This window comes from Streptococcus sp. 32226D021BW (assembly GCF_053545015.1).
In genome coordinates, this window is the sequence record NZ_JBPPVC010000014.1 from 1 (window position 1) to 19,569 (window position 19,569).

Consider the following 19,569-nt stretch of genomic DNA (forward strand, 5'->3'; position numbering starts at 1 on the left):
ACTGCACCAACATCTCCGCGAACCAAGACAGTCACCAAACCACCACCAACTTGTTCTTTACCTACAAGGGTAACGTTGGCTGCTTTGACCATTGCATCTGCTGCCTCGATTGCGCCAACCAAGCCGCGTGTTTCTACCATTCCTAATGCGTTTGCACTTGCCATTGTTATGACCTCCAAAAATTATTTTTTAATGACTTAATTTAGCTAATACTTGTTTTACAAGTAATTCAACAAGCTCATCTTCGTTGGTACTTGAAGTTGGACCTGAGCTTATATTTGTATCAGTTGTTGTCCCTCTATAACTATCCATTAGATTTTCAGCTTTTAAGAAATCTGTGTATTCAGATGTTCCGTAAGCAACACGACGGATATTATAAAGGTTGTGTGGGCTCACGTTATCAGATGTAGCACTGCCTCCAACTGCACCACAACCTAATGTAAAGGCTGGGAAAAGACCTGTTGTACCTCCGACACCTCCAAGCGCCGCTGGCGTATTCACAAGCAAGCGTGATACTGGTTTTTTCAAAGCGAACTGACGGATAATGTCATCATTCTTAGAGTGGATGGATAAGGTATGTCCAACCCCTTCATGATGCAGAATTTTAATACTTAAATCACAGGCTTCTTCCCATGTTTTTACCGTATAGAAACCAAGAATTGGAGCCAATTTTTCCATAGAATATGGTGCATCTTTTCCAACTCTACACTCTTCTGCAATCAAGACTCTTGCGTCTGCTGGTACAGAGATACCTGCTCGCTCAGCAACAATTTGTGGTGTCTTACCAACCATTTTCGGATTCATTGCACCGCTTGGAAGGATGATAAACTCTCCCAATTTTTTAGCATCAGCAGGTGGTAAGAAGTAAGCACCTTGCTTTTTAAATTCTGCGATAACAATGTCTTTCATGTCCTCTTCAACAATGACAGATTGCTCAGAGGCACAAATCACACCATTATCAAAGGTTTTAGATTCAATTATATGACGTACCGCAGTTGGGACATCTGCACTGCGTTCGATAAAGGCTGGACCGTTACCTGGTCCTACGCCAATCGCTGGTGTTCCGGATGAATAGGCAGCCTTAACCATGGCTGTACCACCCGTTGCCAAAATAAGATTTGTATCTTTGTGGCGCATGAGCTCATTAGTTGCCGCAATGGAAGTTTTTTGGATAACACTGATAGCTCCATCTGGACAGCCAGCTGTTTTAGCAGCGCGTTTAATAATCTCAACAGTTTCAACAATACACTTCAAGGCGCTTGGGTGTGGAGAAAATACAATACTGTTTCCAGCCTTCAAGGAGATGAGGGCTTTATACATGACAGTAGAGGTCGGGTTTGTCGAAGGAATCAGACCAGCAATCACACCAACTGGTACACCAACTTCGATAATCTTTTTCTCTGTATCTTCGCGCAAGATACCTACAGTCTTCATATTCTTGATATGCTCCAGAAGCACCTTTGAAGCCACTGTATTTTTGATAACTTTATCCTGCCAGCGACCAAATCCAGTTTCTTCAACAGCCATCTTAGCCAGTCGCTCACGCTCGTCATAACAGGCTTTTGCGACGACTTTGACAATCGTATCAATCTGTTCTTGGGACATCTGCGCTAGTTCACGTTGAGCAATTTTTGCTTGGCGAACAAGGTTGCGAACTTCCTGTATTGATACTAAATCCTTATCTTCTAAGTACATTCAGTATTACTCCTTTCTAGAGAGTTCCATCAAGGCTTGGACAAGCTGACGCTTGTTAGCAAATTTTATTTCTTTTTTGCTTAATTGAATATCTTTTTCACGGTAGGCTATACTTCTGAGTTTGACAACTTTTAATTTTTCCAGCTCTGTTTGTGAAAACTTAGGAACAGAAGGTGTTTCAACCGCTTCCTCTTCTATGCTTGTAGGTATTTCCGCTACTTCCGTAGTTTCAGTAGCTTCTTCATTAACTAGCTCTGTCCTTTCTGATGGCTCAGGGCTAGCTACAAGATTTGCAGAAACAGCAACCTCTTCCTTCGATTGTGCGAGAGGCACAGCTTGCTCTTCGACTGGAAGAGGCTCTTCTTTTTTGAGTTTCTTCTCAGCCCTAATCAGCTTTTCAGTTTGCTCATCCATGCTAGCAATGACATGGCTACCACGATAAAAAGATTTATTTTCGAGTTCTGCGACTGCAGCAGCTACTGCTGCTTTTACAGCGCCAACATCTCCTGTGATATGTACGGTATTCAAACCAGATTTGATTTTCTCAATATTGATAATGGAGACATTGGCTGCTTTTACAGCTATATCGGCAGCTACAACAGCACCTAGATACCCTCTTACTTCAATTAGTCCTAGTGCTCTTTTAGCCATCTAATCCCCCTTTTAATAATTCTTAGGATTGCTTGCAATAGAGATAACTGTTCTTGCAAAGGCATCACAGGCAGCCCTACAAGCTGATTGAGAACCCACCAATAGACCTCCAGCAAAGTTTGTTTCGCTTGGCGGACCATAGAAGGCACCAATGGTCACATCGGAAGCTTTCAAAGCTGCATCAAGACCAACCATGGCTTCTGCTGGTGGTGCAATCAAGTAGGCAATGGCGGTTCCTTCATCTGCATTTGCACCTTGTGAAAGATAAGAACCCGCACGGGAAACACAATGAGCAAAATATGGGATAGTATTGTCATCATTAGCGCTATAGAAGCTTGCGCCATTTTCAATTTCATAAATGGCAACATCCAAGCCACTCCGAACTTCTTCCGGAGTTGGACCTGCTAAGATACCAATGACTTCACCAGCCAATTTAGTTGATGCATTCCCAGCACCCGCGTACATACTTCTAGCGTAAACCACTTCAACATCTGCAGACTTGGTTGCTTCATCCAGTGCAACATAGGTTACGTCATCACAATCTGAAGTAATAATTCCCAAACTTCGATGATGAGGTTTTAACTCCAAAGAAGCAGCCAGACTGGCATCAACATTGGAAATAAGTAGAGCACTAAGAACAGATGCTCCCAAACGTTCGTTTATCACAATAGGACCTCCTTTTTATTTCAAATCAACACCTGATTTTTTATTGTCCAAAATCTTTTTAATGATTTCCGCAACATATGCCCCTGCCTCTACCGCAGGAGTTCCACCTTTGTGAATATTGGATACAACAGTCCGACGTGATTCGGGCATACCCATCGTTGGTCTATAGGCCAAGTATGCACTCATCGATTCTGCTGTTACCAATCCTGGACGTTCGCCAATCAAGATACAAACAACTTCTGCACCTGTCAATTCTGCAATGTGATCCATAGCTCCAACACGAGAGTGTTTGATAAAGAGTACTTCATCAAATTCTAGACCAAACATTTTCAAACCTTGCTTCAAAGCTGGAAGGAAATCTCTTACGTTTGCTTCAATGGCTGATGAGCTCAATCCATCTCCAACAACGATTTGAACTTTGGCATTTTTCTTACAGCTGTTTTTGATAATTTCCTGCTGATCTTCTGGGAAAATTCTTCCCAAATCAGGTCGAGTTAGGTACTCATCCTTAGAAGAAGCCTTGGTATGGACAGGAATAAAGCCCATCTCTTTGACAAAATCTTCTGAGACATAGGAGAATACTGCGTCTTGAGCTGCAGCATGGTCTGCTCTAAAGCGCAGAATTGTTTGTGTTTTATAGCGATTTCCTGCTCTCCACAAACCTAAACGAGCTGGCGTGAATTGTTTAATCTTGCGATAAGCCTCTTCATTGATTGCGTTTGGAATAAGGAATTGTTTCTGAATATCCACCTCGGTAATATCAGGAATGATTCCATCTTCAATTTGGCTATCTTCTTGCTTTGGTAGATTTGAAGAGGAAGGCGTGTCCATTTTTTCTGGTACAACTGGAGTTTCAGTTATTTCACTCAAAATGGAACGAATCATTTCTTTTAATTCTAGTTCATTCACAGTAACTTCCTCCTATAGTTTTGACTTCATAAAGACTGAGCCATCACCACCAATTTCAGTCAGATGACCATCTTTCATTAAGCCCATATTTTCCATCCAAATTTCAAATTCCTTGATTGGTCGCTTGCCTAACAAATCACGCATGGTAGCGGTTTCATGATAACCAGTTGTTTGGTAGTTCAACATGATATCATCACCATGTGGAATAGCCATGATATAGTTGACACCTGCTGCACCAAGGAGAACAAGTAGGTTTTCAGCATCGTTTTGATCGGCTTTCATATGGTTGGTGTAACAGATATCACAACCCATTGAAATACCTGTCAATTTACCCATGAAGTGGTCTTCCAAACCTGCACGAATAACTTGTTTGGAATCGTAGAGGTACTCTGGACCAATGAAACCAACTACAGTATTAACAAGGAATGGATCAAAACGTTTGGCAAAACCATAACAACGTGCTTCCATAGTTACTTGGTCAGCTCCATGATGGGCATCTGAGGACAATTCTGATCCCTGACCTGTTTCAAAGTACATAACGTTTGGACCTGCTGCCGTACCTACTTTCAAGGCTGTGTCACGAGCTTCTTGAATGATTTTAGCATCAAAACCAAAGGCTGTATTTCCTTTCTCAGAACCTGCAATTGACTGGAAGACCAATCCAGTTGGAGCCCCCTGATTCATGGCTTCAATCTGTGTTGTAACATGGGCCAGCACGCAATGCTGAGTTGGGATTTTATACTCTTCAATAAAATCATTGAATTTATGCAAAATCCGTTTGGTACTTTCTACCGAATCATCAACTGGGTTCAAACCAAGCAAGGCATCTCCACAGCCATAAGCAAAGCCTTCCATTGTTGAAGCCATGATTCCATCAGGATCATCCGTCGTGTGGTTAGGCTGCAAGCGAGATGAGAAGGTACCTGGAACACCAATGGTAGTATTTGCAGTCTTAGTAATGACAATCTTTTGCGCTGCTACAATCAAGTCTAAGTTTGTCATGAGCTTAGCAACAGCTGCAACCATTTCTGAAGTTAAACCACGTGACAACCATTGAATATCAATATTTGTTGTTTTATTATCAAGAATCCACTCACGCAGTTCTTCAACCGTCCAGTTTTTGATTTTTTCATAGGTTCGAAGATTAACATCGTCAATGATAATGCGCGTCACTTCATCCTCTTCATAAGGGACAACTGGGTTATTAAACAAATCAGAAAGTTTGAGCTGAGCCAAAACAACCTTAGCTGCTACACGTTCTTCTGCAGACTCTGCAGCAACGCCAGCCAAATGATCTCCTGATTTGAATTCATTAGCCTTGGCCAAGACTTCTTTAACAGAATGGAATTCATAGACTCGACCAAATAACTTCGTTTTTAATATCATTAAATTTATCCTCCTTTTGATATTGACTACTTAACTGAATACGAGGGTTTTTACAACGACTGGTAAAACCGACCCTTCAATTAACGGATTGCCAATATCAATGTAATCTCCATTTTGCACATCAACAGAATCGATACAAACAAAGGGATAATCTTTAGGCAACAATGCAAACAAGCTTTGACCAAGTACCTTTGCCATGTCTTCCTTGACAACAACCAACAAAGGAATTCCTCGTTCAATACTATCTTTCATCCCTTCCAGAATAGCCTGAGCATATTCTTGTACCCTGACAAAACTTGGGCTTTTGATACCATCTAAGGCCAGCGCTAATTCCTGAACTTCATTTTCAAGCATGAACCATCGGCTTTTTTCCTTAATGGCTTCTGCCAGCTTTTGCTGCGACCCCATCTCATCTTGACTAGATAATTTTAAAACTGGGATATTCTTGATTGGCAAAATTTTTGAAATATATGTAATCGTACTACCACTTACCTCTGTCGTATGGCTTCCAGCACCAACTACTGTAGCCCGAATGGTTTCAACTGACTCAATTACCTTCTTGTCTGAAAATATTTTCGATTGTGCTAGCGCTTTTCCAAGTAGTATCCCTATATCACCATAGTGAAAATCACTAACAGAAGGATCCGCTTGGAAAATTGCATCAGCTACTCCCCCTGAGAACGAAACACACTTGACAGGATAATCTAGTTTCAAACCATGATTGGTCTGGAGTAACTCATAGTATGGACTATTTGTATCTAGACCCATACTTTGCTCCAGTACAGATACTAAAATACCTATTAAGCGTTCTAAATCTGGACCATTAAGTTGAGCACCTACTGCCAATTGTAATTTTTCTTGGCTAATAATTTCTTGGAGTTTTGGAGCAATATAGGTAATTGTGTGACTATTAGGTTCAATTTTCACAAGCCTGCCACCAATATCAAAGCACGCTGTATCAATCAAATCACCCTCTCGGTAAACAGAGATATTGGATGTTCCACCACCAATATCAATATTTGCTACAGAAGTGTGATGTTCCTGAGAGTACTGATAGCTACCAGCTCCCTTACCAGAGATAATACTCTCTAAGTCTGGACCGGCAGTAGCAACAACAAAATCACCAGCATAGCCACTCAAAGCCTCTAAGACTTGACTAGCATTATCCTTTCTAGCTGTTTCACCCGTTATGATGACAGCTCCCATCTGAATCATATCTTTAGAAATACCTGCTTTTTGGTATTCCAAGCGGACAAATTCTTTTATAGACTCAACATCTATCAAAAGATTTTCAAAGATGGGAGTAAAGATAATTTCACTCCTATATAGAACCTTCTTATCTGTTATATAGACACGTGGAATAGTGAAAACGGAGGCAATATTCTCCACAGTCAATTCAGATAACACCAGTTGGGTCGTAGCAGTACCAATATCAATGCCAACACTTAAAATCTTATCGGACATCACCTTACCTCCAAAAAAAGACACTTAAAGAAATGCTAATAGAACTCGTCTATTATCACTCTTCAAGCGTCATTGCTTTTAGGCTTACATCATTGTCAGCCTCTTCTATTCGATTAGCATCCTGTAACACTGCTTACTATCACAGGACTTGGTTCACTGTATTGTATATCTATTATTAAAAATCATCATGCATAACCAACAATTTAGCAATTTCCACCATAGGAACTCGCTTTTGCATACTGATGGTTCGAATATGCTTAAAGGCTGCTGATTCTGATAGATGATCACGGGACATCAATAAGCCTTTTGCTTTTTCAATGATGATACGGTCATTGATTTTCTTCGTCAATTTAGCCATTTCATTGGTCAAGTGCTGAAATTGTCTGCCTTTTGCAATACATACTTCAACCATAGGAATCAATGATTTAGCATCAAGAGGTTTTACTAAATAACCACTAACACCATATCTTTTGGCTTTCTCGATATACTGTTCATCACTTTGGGTAGTTAACAAGAGAACACTATAGGCCAGATTATCATCCAATATTTTTTTACAGGCTGTTAATCCATCCAAAAGAGGCAGTTGGATAGCCATCACAACTAAATCCGATCGGTATTTTTGACTTAATTCAATTGCCTCGAAACCGTCGCTAGCCTCTGCAACAACTTCAAAATCAGCCTTTTCCAATATTTGTCTGACATCACGTCTAACCATTGGATCATTGTCTGCTATTAGTATTCTACCTTTCATACCTACCTCTTCTGACAACTTATGTCCGTGTTACAACTGTACTTGAAAAATGAAGAATCTCCTCCAAGCCTTGTAACACAGCTACTAGGGCTGCCTCCACAGAAGAAACATCTCCTGTCATAACAACAGAGCCACTAAATCGATCGACAAAACCTATCTGTACATCCGCTGCTTTGGTCGCAAGATCTACTGCAATGATGGAAGCTTCGCTCGGAGTAATTGTCAGTATGCCAATGGCTCCTTTTTTATCGACTAGCAATCCTAGTTTTTCATAGATGACTTCATCAGGATTCGCAATGAGATGGGCCAAGGTTATCTGCTTCCCCGGAACATACTCTTGTATCATTCTCTGTTTTTCTTCCAGTTCGTCCACCTTCTTTCAAGTAGAAGTTCCGATAACGTCCTAGTTAGTATATTATAACACGAAGTAGGGTAATTATCAACATAATTCTAGAAAGCATTTTCCAAAACTGCCAAAGCTTCTTCCGTGCTCGGTTGTCGTGGATTTGTCGCTGTACACTTGTCAACTATAGATGCTGCAGCGATTTCTTTCTTGTATTGATTGAAGTCACTAATAGTCACTCCATATTCTCTCAAGGTCATCGGTAAATCAAGCTTCCGTTGCAATTTTTTCACAGCGTCAATCAGCTGTCGTACACCTAAAACAGGACTTGTAGCACTGCAACCAATTAGTTTTGCAATTTCTTGGTATCGGATAGCTGTTGCTCTATCATCGTCACCTAGTCCACGAGCACTAATATTGGCATTATACTGAATGACATATGGCATTAGAATGCTATTTACTCGGCCATGAGGGATATGAAATTTTGCACCTGTCGCATGGGCTAAACCATGATTCAGTCCTAAGGAAGCTGTATTAAAGGCCATTCCTGCCAGAGTTGACGCAACATGCATTTTCTCACGTGCCACTGAATCGTTTCCATTTTGGTAGGCTTGAGGTAGGTATTGGAAAACTAATTTAATGGCTTTTTCTGCTAGAGCATCTGAAAAATCAGTTGCCTTGGTTGAAACATAGGCTTCAATAGCGTGGGTCAGGACATCCATCCCCGTATCTGCTGTAATGTTTCCTGGTAGAGATGATACTAGACAGGAATCTAAAATAGCTACATCTGGTAATATTTCCCTAGAAACCAAGGGATACTTGATTTCTTTTTGCCTGTCAGTAATGACGGCAAATTCCGTCACTTCCGAACCAGTACCGCTGGTTGTTGGGATAGCAATTAAAGTCACATCTGTAAACACAGCCATTTTTTTACCGAAATAGTAAATAGCCTTAGCTGCATCAAGAGCCGAACCACCGCCAATCGCAAGGATGATACTGATTTTTTGACCTCCCACAGACTGAATCCCAGCAATAATGGTTTCAATCGGTGGATCTGGTACAATATCATCAAAAACATGACTCTGATTGCTTGAATCCAGATAACTTAATACACTGTCCAACTGACCAGTTTGTTTTAGGAAGGGATCTGCAACAACTAAGATGTGCTCATTCTTATAACTTCTTAGCTGTTCTAGAGCACCCTCACCTATGCACAATTCTGTTTTATAGAAAATCTTGTACATTTCTTCTCCTTTCTATGTAACTTTTCCATAAAAATAAGCCATATGAAAACAAGACTAGAACTCTCCATTAAGTCATAGTCATTTCATATAGCTACATTGCTTATTGATAAGTACGCCTTTGTACCACGAAAAAATTATAACATAAAGCCATTAACATATCAATAGAAATAATGATTTTTCTTGATATTTTATTAACTTTTTTACTAAGACCCTACTCAATAAATAAATTTCAAGTGTTGTCAAATTGTGTCCAAGATTCTGATACAAATTAGTTGTCAAACTAGCAGATATCAGTTATAATAATGATGCTAGGAATTGATTTTAGTACTTTTGAAAGCATGGAAGTTTGGTGTAAATCCAACGCGGTCCCGCCACTGTGATAAGCTTTGCTTTAAGTCAGGTCTTTGGTTTCAAATTTTAGTAGATGTCACGCCTCGATGTAAGGTGTGTTGTCAGTTTGGAGAGCGCATTAACTGCGGTATATTCCATTATTGGCTCTACGTGAAGTACCTTTCATTTTCTAAAGGTAGAAAAACTACCTTACTGCAATGGAGCAGGGCCGATAATCGGGAAAGCCACAGTTAATCAATGATGCTTAACAGACTATACAAGGATGTATAAATGCTTTCTTAACATAAACTACAAACCACCCTTGATTTTTCAAAGGTGGTTTTTTCTTGTTCTAATCCAACTTTGCTTCTGCTTCTCTTCGTTTTTTGATCAAACTACCCATCCTTAAGGAATCTTCACTATAGTAGCGATAGTGACGACCTGAACCATCACCGATATAGCTGATAGGTGAAAACTCATGGCCCATAAAATCACCATGCTCATCGAGGAGGTCTTCTTCTACCACTCTGCGTGTTACTTTTCCAATGATATTGGTCAGCTTGCCACACTCTACCAGTTCAACGACTTGGCATTCGATTGAAATGGGGCATTCATTGACCAAGGGAGCATCGACCGTTTCACCAATTGTGTAGGTCAAGCCTGTCAAAGAAAATTTATCTTTTCGGCTATTAAAACCAGCAATTTCCACTTCTTCAATCAAGTTTTCTCTTGGAATATTGACGGTAAAGTGTCCGTGTTTACTGATTTCCGTCACAGCATTTCCCTTTGTTCTCATGCCAATAACCATCATACTGCCCAAAGAATAAGCAGAACTTGAGGTTGTTATATTGTATCCATGAACATCATCTTTATATCCCAGAAAGAATACTGGAAAGCCAAAATATAGCTTGCGTGTTTCAAATGTTTTTTTCACCTTTTTCTCCTCTATGCTACTTATTTCTTGAAATTATTGATTCCCTTCCAAATAGTCTCGTAGGGAATTGACAAATGCTGTCGGGAGTTTCAATTGTTCCTGCAAATCATCTCGATAGCGGGTTATGACTTCTTGTTCTCGTCCTTGAGAAATTTTGATAGGCCAGTCTGGATCTAGGAGCATGGCTTTACCTACAGAGAAGAGCGGTATATCTTCTGCGAGAATCCTTTCCACATCTTGACAGGTCTGAATACCGCCAACTGCAATCAATGGAACTCGCCCATTGATTTTTTTTATGACCGAGTAAATAATAGGCTCCGCTGCCTTAGGATTGCGAAGAGAAGGTCGGAAAACATGACTTAAGGAGAGATGAAGATAATCTACCCCCATTGCAATTAGCTGCTCTATCAGCTGTAAACTATCCCATAATTCAATCCCTGGATCTTCAATCTCTTCTGGGGAGAAACGATAACCAACCAAAAATGGTCTATCTGCCTCTTCTTTGACTAGTTTTTTCACCTGCTTAACTAAGGTCTTGGCAAACCGCATACGGTTATTCAGACTGCCTCCCCACTTATCTTGCCGTCGATTGGAATGGGGAGAAAGGAATTGCTGGATTAAATAAGTATTGGCCCCATGTAACTCTACCCCATCGAAACCTGCTTTTATGGCCCTCCTAGTTGCATCAAGGAAGGCTTGTAATATCTCATCTACTTCCAGATTCTTCAGAGAACGTGGCTCCACAACATTGCCGTGCGAGCCAATAACAGCACTAGGGGCTACTGGTTTTCCTTCAATTAGAACTGGAGGAACCATGCGGCCTCCATGATAAATTTGCAAGACCGCCAAAGCTCCTTGGTCTTTGATAGCTTGAGCCAAGCGGGCCAAGCCGTCAATCTTATCATCTTCTGCGACGCTGAAACTATCCCTAAATGCCTGGCCTTGTGCATGGACATAGGCACTACCTGTAATGACCATGCCTACTTGGCCAGCACGACGAGTGTAAAAGTCAATATCATCTTGTGATACATAGCCTCCCGGTTGACAGACACTCAGGGTCATGGGAGCCAGTACCACTCGATTTCTAGTGTGAATATAATCCGTAATTTGTACGGCATCATGAATTGTTTTTACCATCCACAACCTCTTTTCCTAAAAGATATGCAGTAAAATATGTTTCTTTTTTTTCAACAACAGTCACGGTTCCTTGTGGGAAATCAATATCCCAAAATAATGCCGATGGATCTACTAAACGTTGGTAAATCAGCCTTAAAACACCTAAGTGAGCAACAAGAGCCAGTGAGTGCCTTGGGTGTTCATTAACCAATCTGTCAACTTCATTCCAAACACGGTCTTGAAATTCCCCAAAAGCTTCCGCTTCTGGCGGTTTGTAGGTAAATGGTTCAGCTAACCAGGCCTCCCATTCCAGTGGAAATTGTTCTTGAATCTGGTCAGCAGTCAAGCCTTCCCACAATCCGAAACCTTTTTCATCTAGTTTTTTTAATGGAATTGGATTACTAGCTGGAAAGACAAGTTGGGCTGTTTCCTGACTACGTCTTAAAGAGCTGACATAGACCTTGTCAACAGGAATATCGTGCATCAGAGTGTGTAAAATCTGAGCCTGCTCCCTGCCTCTTTGATTGATAGAAACATCCAAGTTGCCGTAAAAACATCTTTTCTTGTTTAAATCGGTTTCACCGTGACGCATAAGGTAGATTTTCATATGATTAACCCAATAATAAATAGGAGTTGAGCCACTTCTACAAAGGCTCCTAAAGTATCACCCGTGTGGCCGTCAATTTTTTGGTAGACAAACCGCCGATAGACCTGTGAACCGAGCAAGACAAGGCCGTAGGCAAGCAAACCTTTATAACTAAAGACATAAACCAAGCTGGCTAGTGGCAAGAGCTGAGAGAGGAAAATTTGACCACTTGTCGTGCCTGAGAAAAAATTGCCCGTACCACCTTCAGCCCGTGCATAGCGCATGTGATAAAGTTGCAGAGCTAGTCCAGCCTTCCCAATCATCGCCAAGGCTGCCACTATAAACCAGGTCGGCTCAGGAAGATAAGGATAGGCCACCAGCATCAGAGCATAGTAAAGAATCAAGGCCAGGACACCATTGCTACCGATACGACTATCCTTCATGATTTCCAGCATTCTCTCCTTTTTTCGTGAGGAAAAAAGTCCATCTGCAGTATCTGCCAAGCCATCTAAGTGAAACCCACCTGTCAGTAAGACATCAAAGAGAAAGCTAAGACACCAAGCAACAATACCTGGTAATACCAGTTGAGCTAGGTAATAAAACAAGCCTGTCATACTACCTAGCAAGAGGCCAAATAGGGTCAGGTAGGGAACTCCTTTCTGGATATGGGCAATGTCCACTTCCTTGTTGAGGGGAATCCGACTAAAAAATTGTGTGTAAATAATCAGTGCATCTATCATTTTAAGCGTTGAGCAAGGCCACAAATCACCAGATAAACCTCACTCGCCTCCTTCGCTAAAAACTGATTTACCTGTCCAAGCAGATCGCGGAAATACCGTCCCAACTTGGTATCTGGAACAATGCCCAGTCCAATTTCGTTGGTAACAATATAGAGCTGACTCTCTGTTGCCCTATGAGCAAGTAGGATGTCCTGCCATTGAGCATGGATTTGTTGGCTGATAAAAGCCTGTTCTTCCTTGCTTAGGAAGTTGGTATCCTCCATGGCTATTTTCTCAGGGAAATAGGTTTCAACCAGCTGAAAGAGGAGATTGGTGGTCAACATGGTGGCACAGTCCAGCAAGTAATAATCGTAGTTTTGGTCTTTCAACCAGGATCCCAGATTCGCAAACTGTTCATGGGTGGTCCAGGACGCTGGCCGGCGTTCTTGGTGAAGTCGGACTCGCTCCTGCCATTCACTGTCGGTGCCTGAACTCATTCCTGTCGCTATATAACAAACACGTTCTTTCTCCCAGATTTGCTCTTCAGTGAACTGCGATTTACCACTTCGAGCTCCTCCAGTTACCAAGACAATTTTACCCATATATTTCTCCAAAAACAGTATCAAAGGCCTGCAAGGTCTGGTCAATATCTTCCTTGGTATGAGCTGCGGACATGAAATTTGATTCATACTGGGAAGGTGCTAGGTAAATCCCCTGTTTGAGTAAACCTGCATGGACACGAGCAAAAACCTCCTGGTCGCTAGCCTTGGAATCTTCAAAATTCCGAACAGGTCGTTCGTTAAAGAAAAATCCAAACATGGTGCCAACTTGTACAACCTGTAAGGGAATCTGATACCTGACAGCCAGTTCTTTCAAGCCTTGGCAAAGCTGACTGGTTCGTTCTTCCATGTCCTTGAAGATTTCTGGTGTTAAGGCAACTAGAGTCTCATAGCCAGCTGTCATAGCGATGGGATTTCCTGACAAGGTACCTGCCTGATAGACCGCCCCCATTGGAGCGATATAGTCCATGTACTTCTTCTTACCTCCAAAGAGTGCCATTGGGAAACCTCCGCCAACAACCTTACCAAAGCACAACAAGTCTGGCTCCACACCATACAAACCCGTAGCTCCAGCATAACTAGCCCTAAAACCTGTCATCACCTCATCGATAATAAACAAGGCACCGTATTGACTGGTGAGCTCACGAATGGCTTGAATAAAGGCCTTGTCTGCCTGAATCAACCCCATATTTCCCGCCACAGCTTCGATAATGACACAGGCGATTTCTGAGCCCATTTCTTCAAAACAGGCCTGAAGGCTAGCCTTATCATTATAAGGTAACGTAATAGTATCTTGAGCAGTTGCTTCTGTCACGCCAGGGGAATTTGGCAAGCCAAAGGTGGCAACCCCAGACCCTGCTTGAACGAGGAAGGAATCACTGTGACCATGGTAACAGCCGACAAATTTAACGATTTTATCCCTCTGGGTTACTCCACGTGCCAATCGAATAGCACTCATGGTAGCTTCCGTCCCCGAACTGACCATTCTCAGCCGTTCCAAATAGGGAATTCTCTCCTGCAGGTGCTGGCCCAAACGAGTTTCCAAGGGACTTGGAGCTCCAAAACTGGTACCGCATTCCACGGCTGACTTGACCGCTTCAATAACTCTATCTTCTGCATGACCTAGAATCATTGGTCCCCAGGACAGGACATAGTCAATATAGCGATTTCCATCCACATCATAGAGATAGGCACCCTTGGCCCTGTCGATAAATACTGGATTTCCCTCCACGGCCTTAAAGGCTCGAACTGGACTATTGACTCCGCCTGGAAAAACGGCTTGGGCTTGTTGGAATGCGAACTTAGATTGTTGAGTCTGCATCATCTTATCCTTCCTCTTTTAAGTAGCGGGCTACGTCTTTGGCAAAGTAGGTGATGATCAAGTCTGCACCTGCCCGCTTAAATCCTGTCAAGGTCTCAAGGACAACTGCCTTCTCATCAATCCAGCCATTTTGAGCTGCAGCTTTAATCATGGCGTATTCTCCACTGACATTGTAGGCAACTAAGGGAAGTTTTGTTTCCTGCCGTAATTCCCGCAGTATATCCAAGAAGGCTAGACCTGGTTTGACCATAAGGAAGTCAGCCCCCTCTTTCTCATCGCTCAAGGCTTCTCTCAAGGCTTCTAAACGATTGGCTGGATCCATTTGGTAGGTCTTCCGATTGCCGAACTTTGGAGCACTCTCACCAGCATCGCGAAACGGTCCGTAAAAGCTAGAGGAAAACTTAATGGCATAGGACATGATGGGAATATCTTCAAAACCTGCCTGATCCAGTCCCTGACGAATAGCCTCAACATAGCCGTCCATGGCGTTGGAGGGAGCAATGATATCCGCACCAGCTCTAGCCTGACTAATAGCCACTTCTGCCAAGCGTGTCAAGGAAGCATCATTGTCCACCTCCTGACCTTTTAACAAACCACAATGTCCATGACTGGTAAATTCACACAAGCAGGTATCTGCAATCACAACAAGTTGAGGGAAGTGCTTCTTAATCAGGCCAATCGCTTCCTGAACAATGCCTGTTTCACAAGAGGCTTGGCTACCAATCTCATCTTTTTCCTTGGGAATACCAAATAGAATGATACTCTTTAGCCCTAATTTTTCTACTTCTGCTACTTCATCCACTAACTGATGCAAGGGGAATTGATAAACTCCTGGCATGGAAGCTACTTCCTGCTTGTCTTCAAGACCTTCTTTCACAAAAATAGGATAAATCAAGTCTGTGGTCAGTAGTTGGGTTTCCCTGACTAAATCGCGAATCCCTTCTGTCCTTCTCAGACGTCTGTGTCTAAAAAATACCATATCGTTTCTCCTTATCCATTATAGTTTCTAGCATGGCAGTGATAGAAGGCCTGTCAGGCATGAGGTCTACCTCATAACCAGAGTCCATCACTGCCTGGGCTGTTGTCCTTCCAATGACTGCAATCTTATGGCTGGTAGGCAGACCTTTTACTACCTCTGTAAAACTGTGCCAGGCAGATGGACTAGCAAAGGTCCAGATAACCCTATCCGTATTCAGATAAGTAGCCAGCTGAGCCTGACCTGCCTGATGGGCAACCGTGTCATACATCTCCCAAGCCAGCACAGAATGCCCTTCTTGCCTCAAACGCTCTGCGATACGAGGATTGGCCAAATGACTCTGAGGCAGCAAGATCGTTTGCCTTTCTAAGCCAAGGGCCAGCCACTCCTCTACAAAATCTTTTCCATACTGACTAGTGGACTCAAAAGTCACTTGCCGTCCTGCTTCCCTGATGGAACGACTGGTCTGCTCGCCAATACTGGCAATCTGTATGGCAGAGGGGAGATAAGGCAGAAAGCTCTCAAAAGCTGTTGCACTGGTGCAGAACAGCCAATCAGCCTTTTCCAACTCCTGCTGGACTTGTTGAGGTAGGGGATGGGCCTGAAAAGCTATCAGAGGAACAATTACTAGCTGAAAGTCAGCATTTTCCAAAGCTGCTTGCAGGTACACATCTATAGCACCATCTCTTGTTACTACAATCGTCGCTGTCATCTTGCTGGCTCAACCCCTAGCTGATTGAGTTTCTCCACGGCCTCTTTGGCCAACTGGAAGCCGTCTGGACCAGAGAGTTTGATGCGGTGGCAGATCTTCTCACTGTCTGCTAGCATGACTTCTAACTGATAGTCGGCTCCAACTTGCTTGGCCAAGGCAGCAATTGGAAAGGTGCAATCGGCACCCATTCCTCGTAAAAATTCCCGCTCAATACCGACACAGCTTGCAGTCTCAACATGGTTTATGCCGGATAAGATATCCAAGACTTGCTGGTCATCCGCCCGGCATTCGATTCCCAGAGCTGCCTGGGCAATAGCAGGAAGACAAATGGATTCGTCCAAATATTCAATATCCAAGTCAGCCTGGCTGGTCCAGCCAAGCCGATTGATTCCAGCTACTGCTAAAACAATAGCATCATACTGCCCGTCTCGGACCTTTTGGATACGGCTATCGATATTTCCACGCAGGGACTTATAGACCAGGTCAGGTCGAACAGCCTCGAGCTGAACTTGACGGCGAAGACTGCTAGTTCCTACTACTGATCCAGCTGGCAAGCTAGCCAAGGTCATACCAGCTTCTTTGAAAATTATACAGTCACGCACATCCTCACGCTCAGGACTGGCACCAATCACACATCCCTCAGCTAGTAGTCCAGGTACATCTTTCAAGCTATGGACTGCAATATCAATCTCTTTTTCCACCAGTGCCTTCTCAATATCTTTAACAAAAACACCTTTTCCACCGATTTTCTGGAGACTGACATGGACCAGCTTGTCACCTGTCGTCTTATAAGGAACCAGTTCAAACGCAACATCGGGGTGTAAGGTCTTAAGGGCATCTACAACCATATTGGTCTGAGTCAGTGCTAGCTGACTTTGCCGAGTTCCCACTCTAATTATTGTCATAATCTTCTCCTAATCTGTCTGCTTTTAAGCCAAAAAGTTTACAGACCAAGGCAATATCATAGTCAGACCTTTCTCCGATAGACATTTCCTTGAGTTGTAAAATGGGCTCTCGAATCAACTGATTGACAATCCCCTTCATGTGTTTGGAAATTTGTTTCTGTTCCCTTTCAGTCAAATCAGGTATCTTTCGATTGATACTTTCTAAAGATGTTGCATGAATCTGCAAGGCTTTTTCCCTCAATTCACGAATAAGCGGAACAATTCCTAGCTGAGCTTGCCACTCTTGGTATTTGACCAACTCATCCTCTATTTCCAGAACAATCTGATTGGCAATTTCTCTCCGTTCTTCATGATAGACTTCCAGTTGATTGCTGAGATTCTCGATGGTATAGAGGATCATCTGTTCACTGGGATGAACCGTCCTAGGTAGACAAAGGTCAAAGGCGATAACACTTTCTTTTAGCATGGTTGGAAAGAGAATGTAGCCACCTACTTTTACAGCCGAGAATACAACATCCGCATCCGCAACCGCTGCTTCTAGCTGGTCCCAGCTAAAAGCTTGCACACGTTGGTCCTGTAGAAAATACTGGGCCTTTGAAACTGTCCGATTGACCAAGCGGATTTGTTCAAAAGGTTTTTTCAGCAAGTATTTGGTCACCAGTTGGCCGATTTCACCCAGCCCGATAACCGCTACACTTTTTCCAGAATAGTCAAAATCCGTCTGCTCTAGCATTTGCACCGCTGTTAAGCCTATGGAAATCGGTCGAGCATTGATGCGGTATTCTTCATGCATTCGTTTGGCAAAGGTCATGACCTGCTTAAAGACCTGATTTAAGATAACTCCAGTCGTCCCAACTGTCTGAGCTCTGGCAAAGGCCCGTTTCAACTGACCTAGAATTTGAGTTTCTCCTAAAATCTTCGATTCCAGTCCGATGGACACTCTCAGTAGATGTTCCAAGACCTGATCGGCTTCTTTGAAAATTAGACAGGGCTCTACTTCTTTCGCTTCCAGCTGAAACCAGTTCAGTAAAAATCGTTTGGCATAATAGCGTCCCGTATGGAGCTGATCCACCACTAGATACAACTCTGTTCGATTACAGGTCGATACAATGACCGTTTCAAAAATACTTTTCTCTTGATTCAATGCTTGTAAGGCCTGATTTACTTCATCATCGGAAAAATGTGCCTTCTCCAGCAAACTAAATGGTGTATTGTGGTGGGTCAATCCAACATATAATAGATCCATAACGTACTAACCTTTTCATTCTAACTCTTCTAACAGTGCTTCAATTTTCTGGCGGATAGCCTTTGAATAAGCAGCTGAAACCCCGTTGGTTGAAATCATGACAGAAAAATCTTTTCCCTTGGCCATTGCTACATTGTAAAAACCTGAATGATTCTTGTCACCTGTATTATTGACTAGCTGACTAGGATTGGCATCCTCCATCACTTGCAGATTGACACTGGCTTGGTCGGTACAGGCGAAGGCTAATGTTGCACCCTCTAAATCTCCTTTTTGATAGGGTCTAGCAAGCCAGGTCACTTGTCTTACATCAATACTGGAATGCAGGTCTGGGCTAATCACTGTGACCAGGGCTCCCTCATCTAGCAAGCCCTTGATTTTTCTGGAAGCAACCTTGCCTCCGCCTACCACAACTACCTTTTTTCCCTTTATGTTAATCATAACAGGGTACATGCTCATGCCTCCTTTTTCCGACTTCGAAAAATCTTAGAGCTGCGTTCATAGACCGTATCTGCTACCCCTAGTCTAAAATTGACTAGGCGAGCAAGGACAAAAAAGTAGTCTGATAAACGGTTGATATAGACCAGACCGACTGGATTCACCTTCTCTTCGATTTCTATTAAAGCTACCATGCGGCGTTCAAGCCTTCTGGTAAGTGTTCTTGCCATGTGGAGAGAACTGGCAATCAAATGTCCACCTGGTATGATGAACTTTTCCAACTGCGGTGGCTGGTGCATATAGGCATCCATACGTTCTTCCAACCAAGTCACAGCAGTTTCTTCCTGCTTATAGGGCCGCAATTCTCTTGGTGTAGCTAGGTCACTGCCACAATCAAAGAGCTGCTGTTGAATCTGTTCGCACTCCAATCGAAGGTCGTCTAGTTCTGCGTATTCCCTCATCTCCGCAACAATTCTTCCAAGCAGGGAACACAGTTCATCCATAGTCCCGTAGGCTTCCACGCGCTCATGGGTCTTGGAAACTCGGTCACCACCATAAAGGCGGGTTTTCCCACTATCTCCATAACCTGTATAAATCCGCATATATTTCCCTTCCTAACG

At 42.7% G+C, this 19,569-nt stretch carries 22 protein-coding genes and 1 riboswitch; all 22 genes read right to left on the bottom strand.

The genetic code is table 11. From position 1 onward, the window contains the following. Positions 1-164 (bottom strand): BMC domain-containing protein (locus ACEE44_RS08565; RefSeq protein ID WP_449171967.1); only part of this gene is annotated, 164 nt, incomplete at its 3' end. A gap of 25 nt (positions 165-189) precedes the next feature. Then, complete coding sequence (locus tag ACEE44_RS08570; protein WP_332411783.1) at positions 190-1,695, bottom strand: acetaldehyde dehydrogenase (acetylating); 1,506 nt, start codon at positions 1,693-1,695, stop codon at positions 190-192. A 6-nt stretch (positions 1,696-1,701) separates the two neighbouring features. Continuing rightward, the gene (locus ACEE44_RS08575) at positions 1,702-2,346 is read right to left on the bottom strand and encodes a BMC domain-containing protein (protein ID WP_449171932.1); all 645 of its coding nucleotides are present in this window, start codon (positions 2,344-2,346) and stop codon (positions 1,702-1,704) included. A gap of 12 nt (positions 2,347-2,358) precedes the next feature. Continuing rightward, positions 2,359-3,012, bottom strand: a complete 654-nt coding sequence (eutL, locus tag ACEE44_RS08580) for an ethanolamine utilization microcompartment protein EutL (protein WP_024380893.1) — start codon at positions 3,010-3,012, stop codon at positions 2,359-2,361. A 15-nt stretch (positions 3,013-3,027) separates the two neighbouring features. Beyond that, positions 3,028-3,921, bottom strand: coding sequence for an ethanolamine ammonia-lyase subunit EutC (gene eutC, locus ACEE44_RS08585; RefSeq protein ID WP_449171933.1), 894 nt, complete (start codon positions 3,919-3,921; stop codon positions 3,028-3,030). Between the two features lie 12 nt (positions 3,922-3,933). After that, entirely contained in the window at positions 3,934-5,307 is a 1,374-nt protein-coding gene (locus ACEE44_RS08590) for an ethanolamine ammonia-lyase subunit EutB (protein ID WP_332411787.1), read from the bottom strand. A gap of 30 nt (positions 5,308-5,337) precedes the next feature. After that, positions 5,338-6,771, bottom strand: a complete 1,434-nt coding sequence (gene eutA / locus ACEE44_RS08595) for an ethanolamine ammonia-lyase reactivating factor EutA (RefSeq protein ID WP_449171934.1) — start codon at positions 6,769-6,771, stop codon at positions 5,338-5,340. 175 nt (positions 6,772-6,946) lie between these two features. Beyond that, positions 6,947-7,522, bottom strand: a complete 576-nt coding sequence (locus tag ACEE44_RS08600; protein WP_332411790.1) for an ANTAR domain-containing response regulator — start codon at positions 7,520-7,522, stop codon at positions 6,947-6,949. Positions 7,523-7,541: 19 nt separating this feature from the next. Then, complete coding sequence (gene eutS / locus ACEE44_RS08605) at positions 7,542-7,886, bottom strand: ethanolamine utilization microcompartment protein EutS (RefSeq protein WP_024380898.1); 345 nt, start codon at positions 7,884-7,886, stop codon at positions 7,542-7,544. Positions 7,887-7,972: 86 nt separating this feature from the next. Continuing rightward, a complete protein-coding gene (locus ACEE44_RS08610) occupies positions 7,973-9,109 on the bottom strand; it encodes a 1-propanol dehydrogenase PduQ (RefSeq protein WP_449171935.1) in 1,137 nt (378 codons plus the stop codon). 313 nt (positions 9,110-9,422) lie between these two features. Next, positions 9,423-9,567: riboswitch (adenosylcobalamin (AdoCbl) riboswitch) on the top strand. Positions 9,568-9,791: 224 nt separating this feature from the next. Then, the gene (locus tag ACEE44_RS08615; RefSeq protein WP_449171936.1) at positions 9,792-10,373 is read right to left on the bottom strand and encodes a flavin reductase family protein; all 582 of its coding nucleotides are present in this window, start codon (positions 10,371-10,373) and stop codon (positions 9,792-9,794) included. Positions 10,374-10,406: 33 nt separating this feature from the next. After that, positions 10,407-11,510 carry an NADH-dependent flavin oxidoreductase gene (locus ACEE44_RS08620; RefSeq protein ID WP_449171937.1) on the bottom strand — a complete coding sequence of 368 codons (1,104 nt, stop codon included), beginning with the start codon at positions 11,508-11,510 and terminating at the stop codon, positions 10,407-10,409. Next, entirely contained in the window at positions 11,491-12,096 is a 606-nt protein-coding gene (locus tag ACEE44_RS08625; RefSeq protein WP_449171938.1) for a histidine phosphatase family protein, read from the bottom strand. The genes ACEE44_RS08620 and ACEE44_RS08625 overlap by 20 nt, the downstream gene beginning before the upstream one ends. Next, complete coding sequence (cobS, locus tag ACEE44_RS08630) at positions 12,093-12,815, bottom strand: adenosylcobinamide-GDP ribazoletransferase (protein WP_449171939.1); 723 nt, start codon at positions 12,813-12,815, stop codon at positions 12,093-12,095. Before cobS ends, ACEE44_RS08625 begins: the two co-directional genes overlap by 4 nt. Continuing rightward, positions 12,812-13,396 (bottom strand): bifunctional adenosylcobinamide kinase/adenosylcobinamide-phosphate guanylyltransferase, encoded by a 585-nt coding sequence (gene cobU / locus ACEE44_RS08635; protein WP_449171940.1) that lies wholly within the window; start codon positions 13,394-13,396, stop codon positions 12,812-12,814. Before cobU ends, cobS begins: the two co-directional genes overlap by 4 nt. Beyond that, on the bottom strand, positions 13,389-14,675 hold the full coding sequence (gene hemL / locus ACEE44_RS08640; protein WP_449171968.1) for a glutamate-1-semialdehyde 2,1-aminomutase: 1,287 nt from the start codon (positions 14,673-14,675) through the stop codon (positions 13,389-13,391). The genes cobU and hemL overlap by 8 nt, the downstream gene beginning before the upstream one ends. A gap of 4 nt (positions 14,676-14,679) precedes the next feature. Beyond that, positions 14,680-15,654, bottom strand: coding sequence for a porphobilinogen synthase (gene hemB / locus ACEE44_RS08645; protein WP_449171941.1), 975 nt, complete (start codon positions 15,652-15,654; stop codon positions 14,680-14,682). Beyond that, the gene (locus tag ACEE44_RS08650) at positions 15,641-16,363 is read right to left on the bottom strand and encodes a uroporphyrinogen-III synthase (protein WP_449171942.1); all 723 of its coding nucleotides are present in this window, start codon (positions 16,361-16,363) and stop codon (positions 15,641-15,643) included. The genes hemB and ACEE44_RS08650 overlap by 14 nt, the downstream gene beginning before the upstream one ends. After that, the gene (gene hemC / locus ACEE44_RS08655) at positions 16,360-17,268 is read right to left on the bottom strand and encodes a hydroxymethylbilane synthase (RefSeq protein ID WP_449171943.1); all 909 of its coding nucleotides are present in this window, start codon (positions 17,266-17,268) and stop codon (positions 16,360-16,362) included. Before hemC ends, ACEE44_RS08650 begins: the two co-directional genes overlap by 4 nt. Beyond that, positions 17,255-18,514 carry a glutamyl-tRNA reductase gene (hemA, locus tag ACEE44_RS08660; protein WP_449171944.1) on the bottom strand — a complete coding sequence of 420 codons (1,260 nt, stop codon included), beginning with the start codon at positions 18,512-18,514 and terminating at the stop codon, positions 17,255-17,257. Before hemA ends, hemC begins: the two co-directional genes overlap by 14 nt. A gap of 15 nt (positions 18,515-18,529) precedes the next feature. Beyond that, positions 18,530-18,964 carry a precorrin-2 dehydrogenase/sirohydrochlorin ferrochelatase family protein gene (locus ACEE44_RS08665; RefSeq protein ID WP_449171945.1) on the bottom strand — a complete coding sequence of 145 codons (435 nt, stop codon included), beginning with the start codon at positions 18,962-18,964 and terminating at the stop codon, positions 18,530-18,532. A gap of 2 nt (positions 18,965-18,966) precedes the next feature. Then, a complete protein-coding gene (locus ACEE44_RS08670; protein WP_449171946.1) occupies positions 18,967-19,551 on the bottom strand; it encodes a cob(I)yrinic acid a,c-diamide adenosyltransferase in 585 nt (194 codons plus the stop codon). Positions 19,552-19,569: the final 18 nt, after the last annotated feature.

Bases quoted from the DNA above. Each gene is read 5' to 3' on its own strand.
- hemL (WP_449171968.1), bottom strand. From the start codon at position 14,675: ATGCAGACTCAACAATCTAAGTTCGCATTCCAACAAGCCCAAGCCGTT.
- ACEE44_RS08570 (WP_332411783.1), bottom strand. From the start codon at position 1,695: ATGTACTTAGAAGATAAGGATTTAGTATCAATACAGGAAGTTCGCAAC.
- hemA (WP_449171944.1), bottom strand. From the start codon at position 18,514: ATGGATCTATTATATGTTGGATTGACCCACCACAATACACCATTTAGT.
- cobU (WP_449171940.1), bottom strand. From the start codon at position 13,396: ATGGGTAAAATTGTCTTGGTAACTGGAGGAGCTCGAAGTGGTAAATCG.
- ACEE44_RS08610 (WP_449171935.1), bottom strand. From the start codon at position 9,109: ATGTACAAGATTTTCTATAAAACAGAATTGTGCATAGGTGAGGGTGCT.
- ACEE44_RS08625 (WP_449171938.1), bottom strand. From the start codon at position 12,096: ATGAAAATCTACCTTATGCGTCACGGTGAAACCGATTTAAACAAGAAA.
- hemC (WP_449171943.1), bottom strand. From the start codon at position 17,268: ATGACAATAATTAGAGTGGGAACTCGGCAAAGTCAGCTAGCACTGACT.
- hemB (WP_449171941.1), bottom strand. From the start codon at position 15,654: ATGGTATTTTTTAGACACAGACGTCTGAGAAGGACAGAAGGGATTCGC.
- ACEE44_RS08575 (WP_449171932.1), bottom strand. From the start codon at position 2,346: ATGGCTAAAAGAGCACTAGGACTAATTGAAGTAAGAGGGTATCTAGGT.
- ACEE44_RS08600 (WP_332411790.1), bottom strand. From the start codon at position 7,522: ATGAAAGGTAGAATACTAATAGCAGACAATGATCCAATGGTTAGACGT.
- cobS (WP_449171939.1), bottom strand. From the start codon at position 12,815: ATGATAGATGCACTGATTATTTACACACAATTTTTTAGTCGGATTCCC.
- ACEE44_RS08665 (WP_449171945.1), bottom strand. From the start codon at position 18,964: ATGTACCCTGTTATGATTAACATAAAGGGAAAAAAGGTAGTTGTGGTA.
- ACEE44_RS08620 (WP_449171937.1), bottom strand. From the start codon at position 11,510: ATGGTAAAAACAATTCATGATGCCGTACAAATTACGGATTATATTCAC.
- eutA (WP_449171934.1), bottom strand. From the start codon at position 6,771: ATGTCCGATAAGATTTTAAGTGTTGGCATTGATATTGGTACTGCTACG.
- ACEE44_RS08590 (WP_332411787.1), bottom strand. From the start codon at position 5,307: ATGATATTAAAAACGAAGTTATTTGGTCGAGTCTATGAATTCCATTCT.
- ACEE44_RS08670 (WP_449171946.1), bottom strand. From the start codon at position 19,551: ATGCGGATTTATACAGGTTATGGAGATAGTGGGAAAACCCGCCTTTAT.
- ACEE44_RS08650 (WP_449171942.1), bottom strand. From the start codon at position 16,363: ATGACAGCGACGATTGTAGTAACAAGAGATGGTGCTATAGATGTGTAC.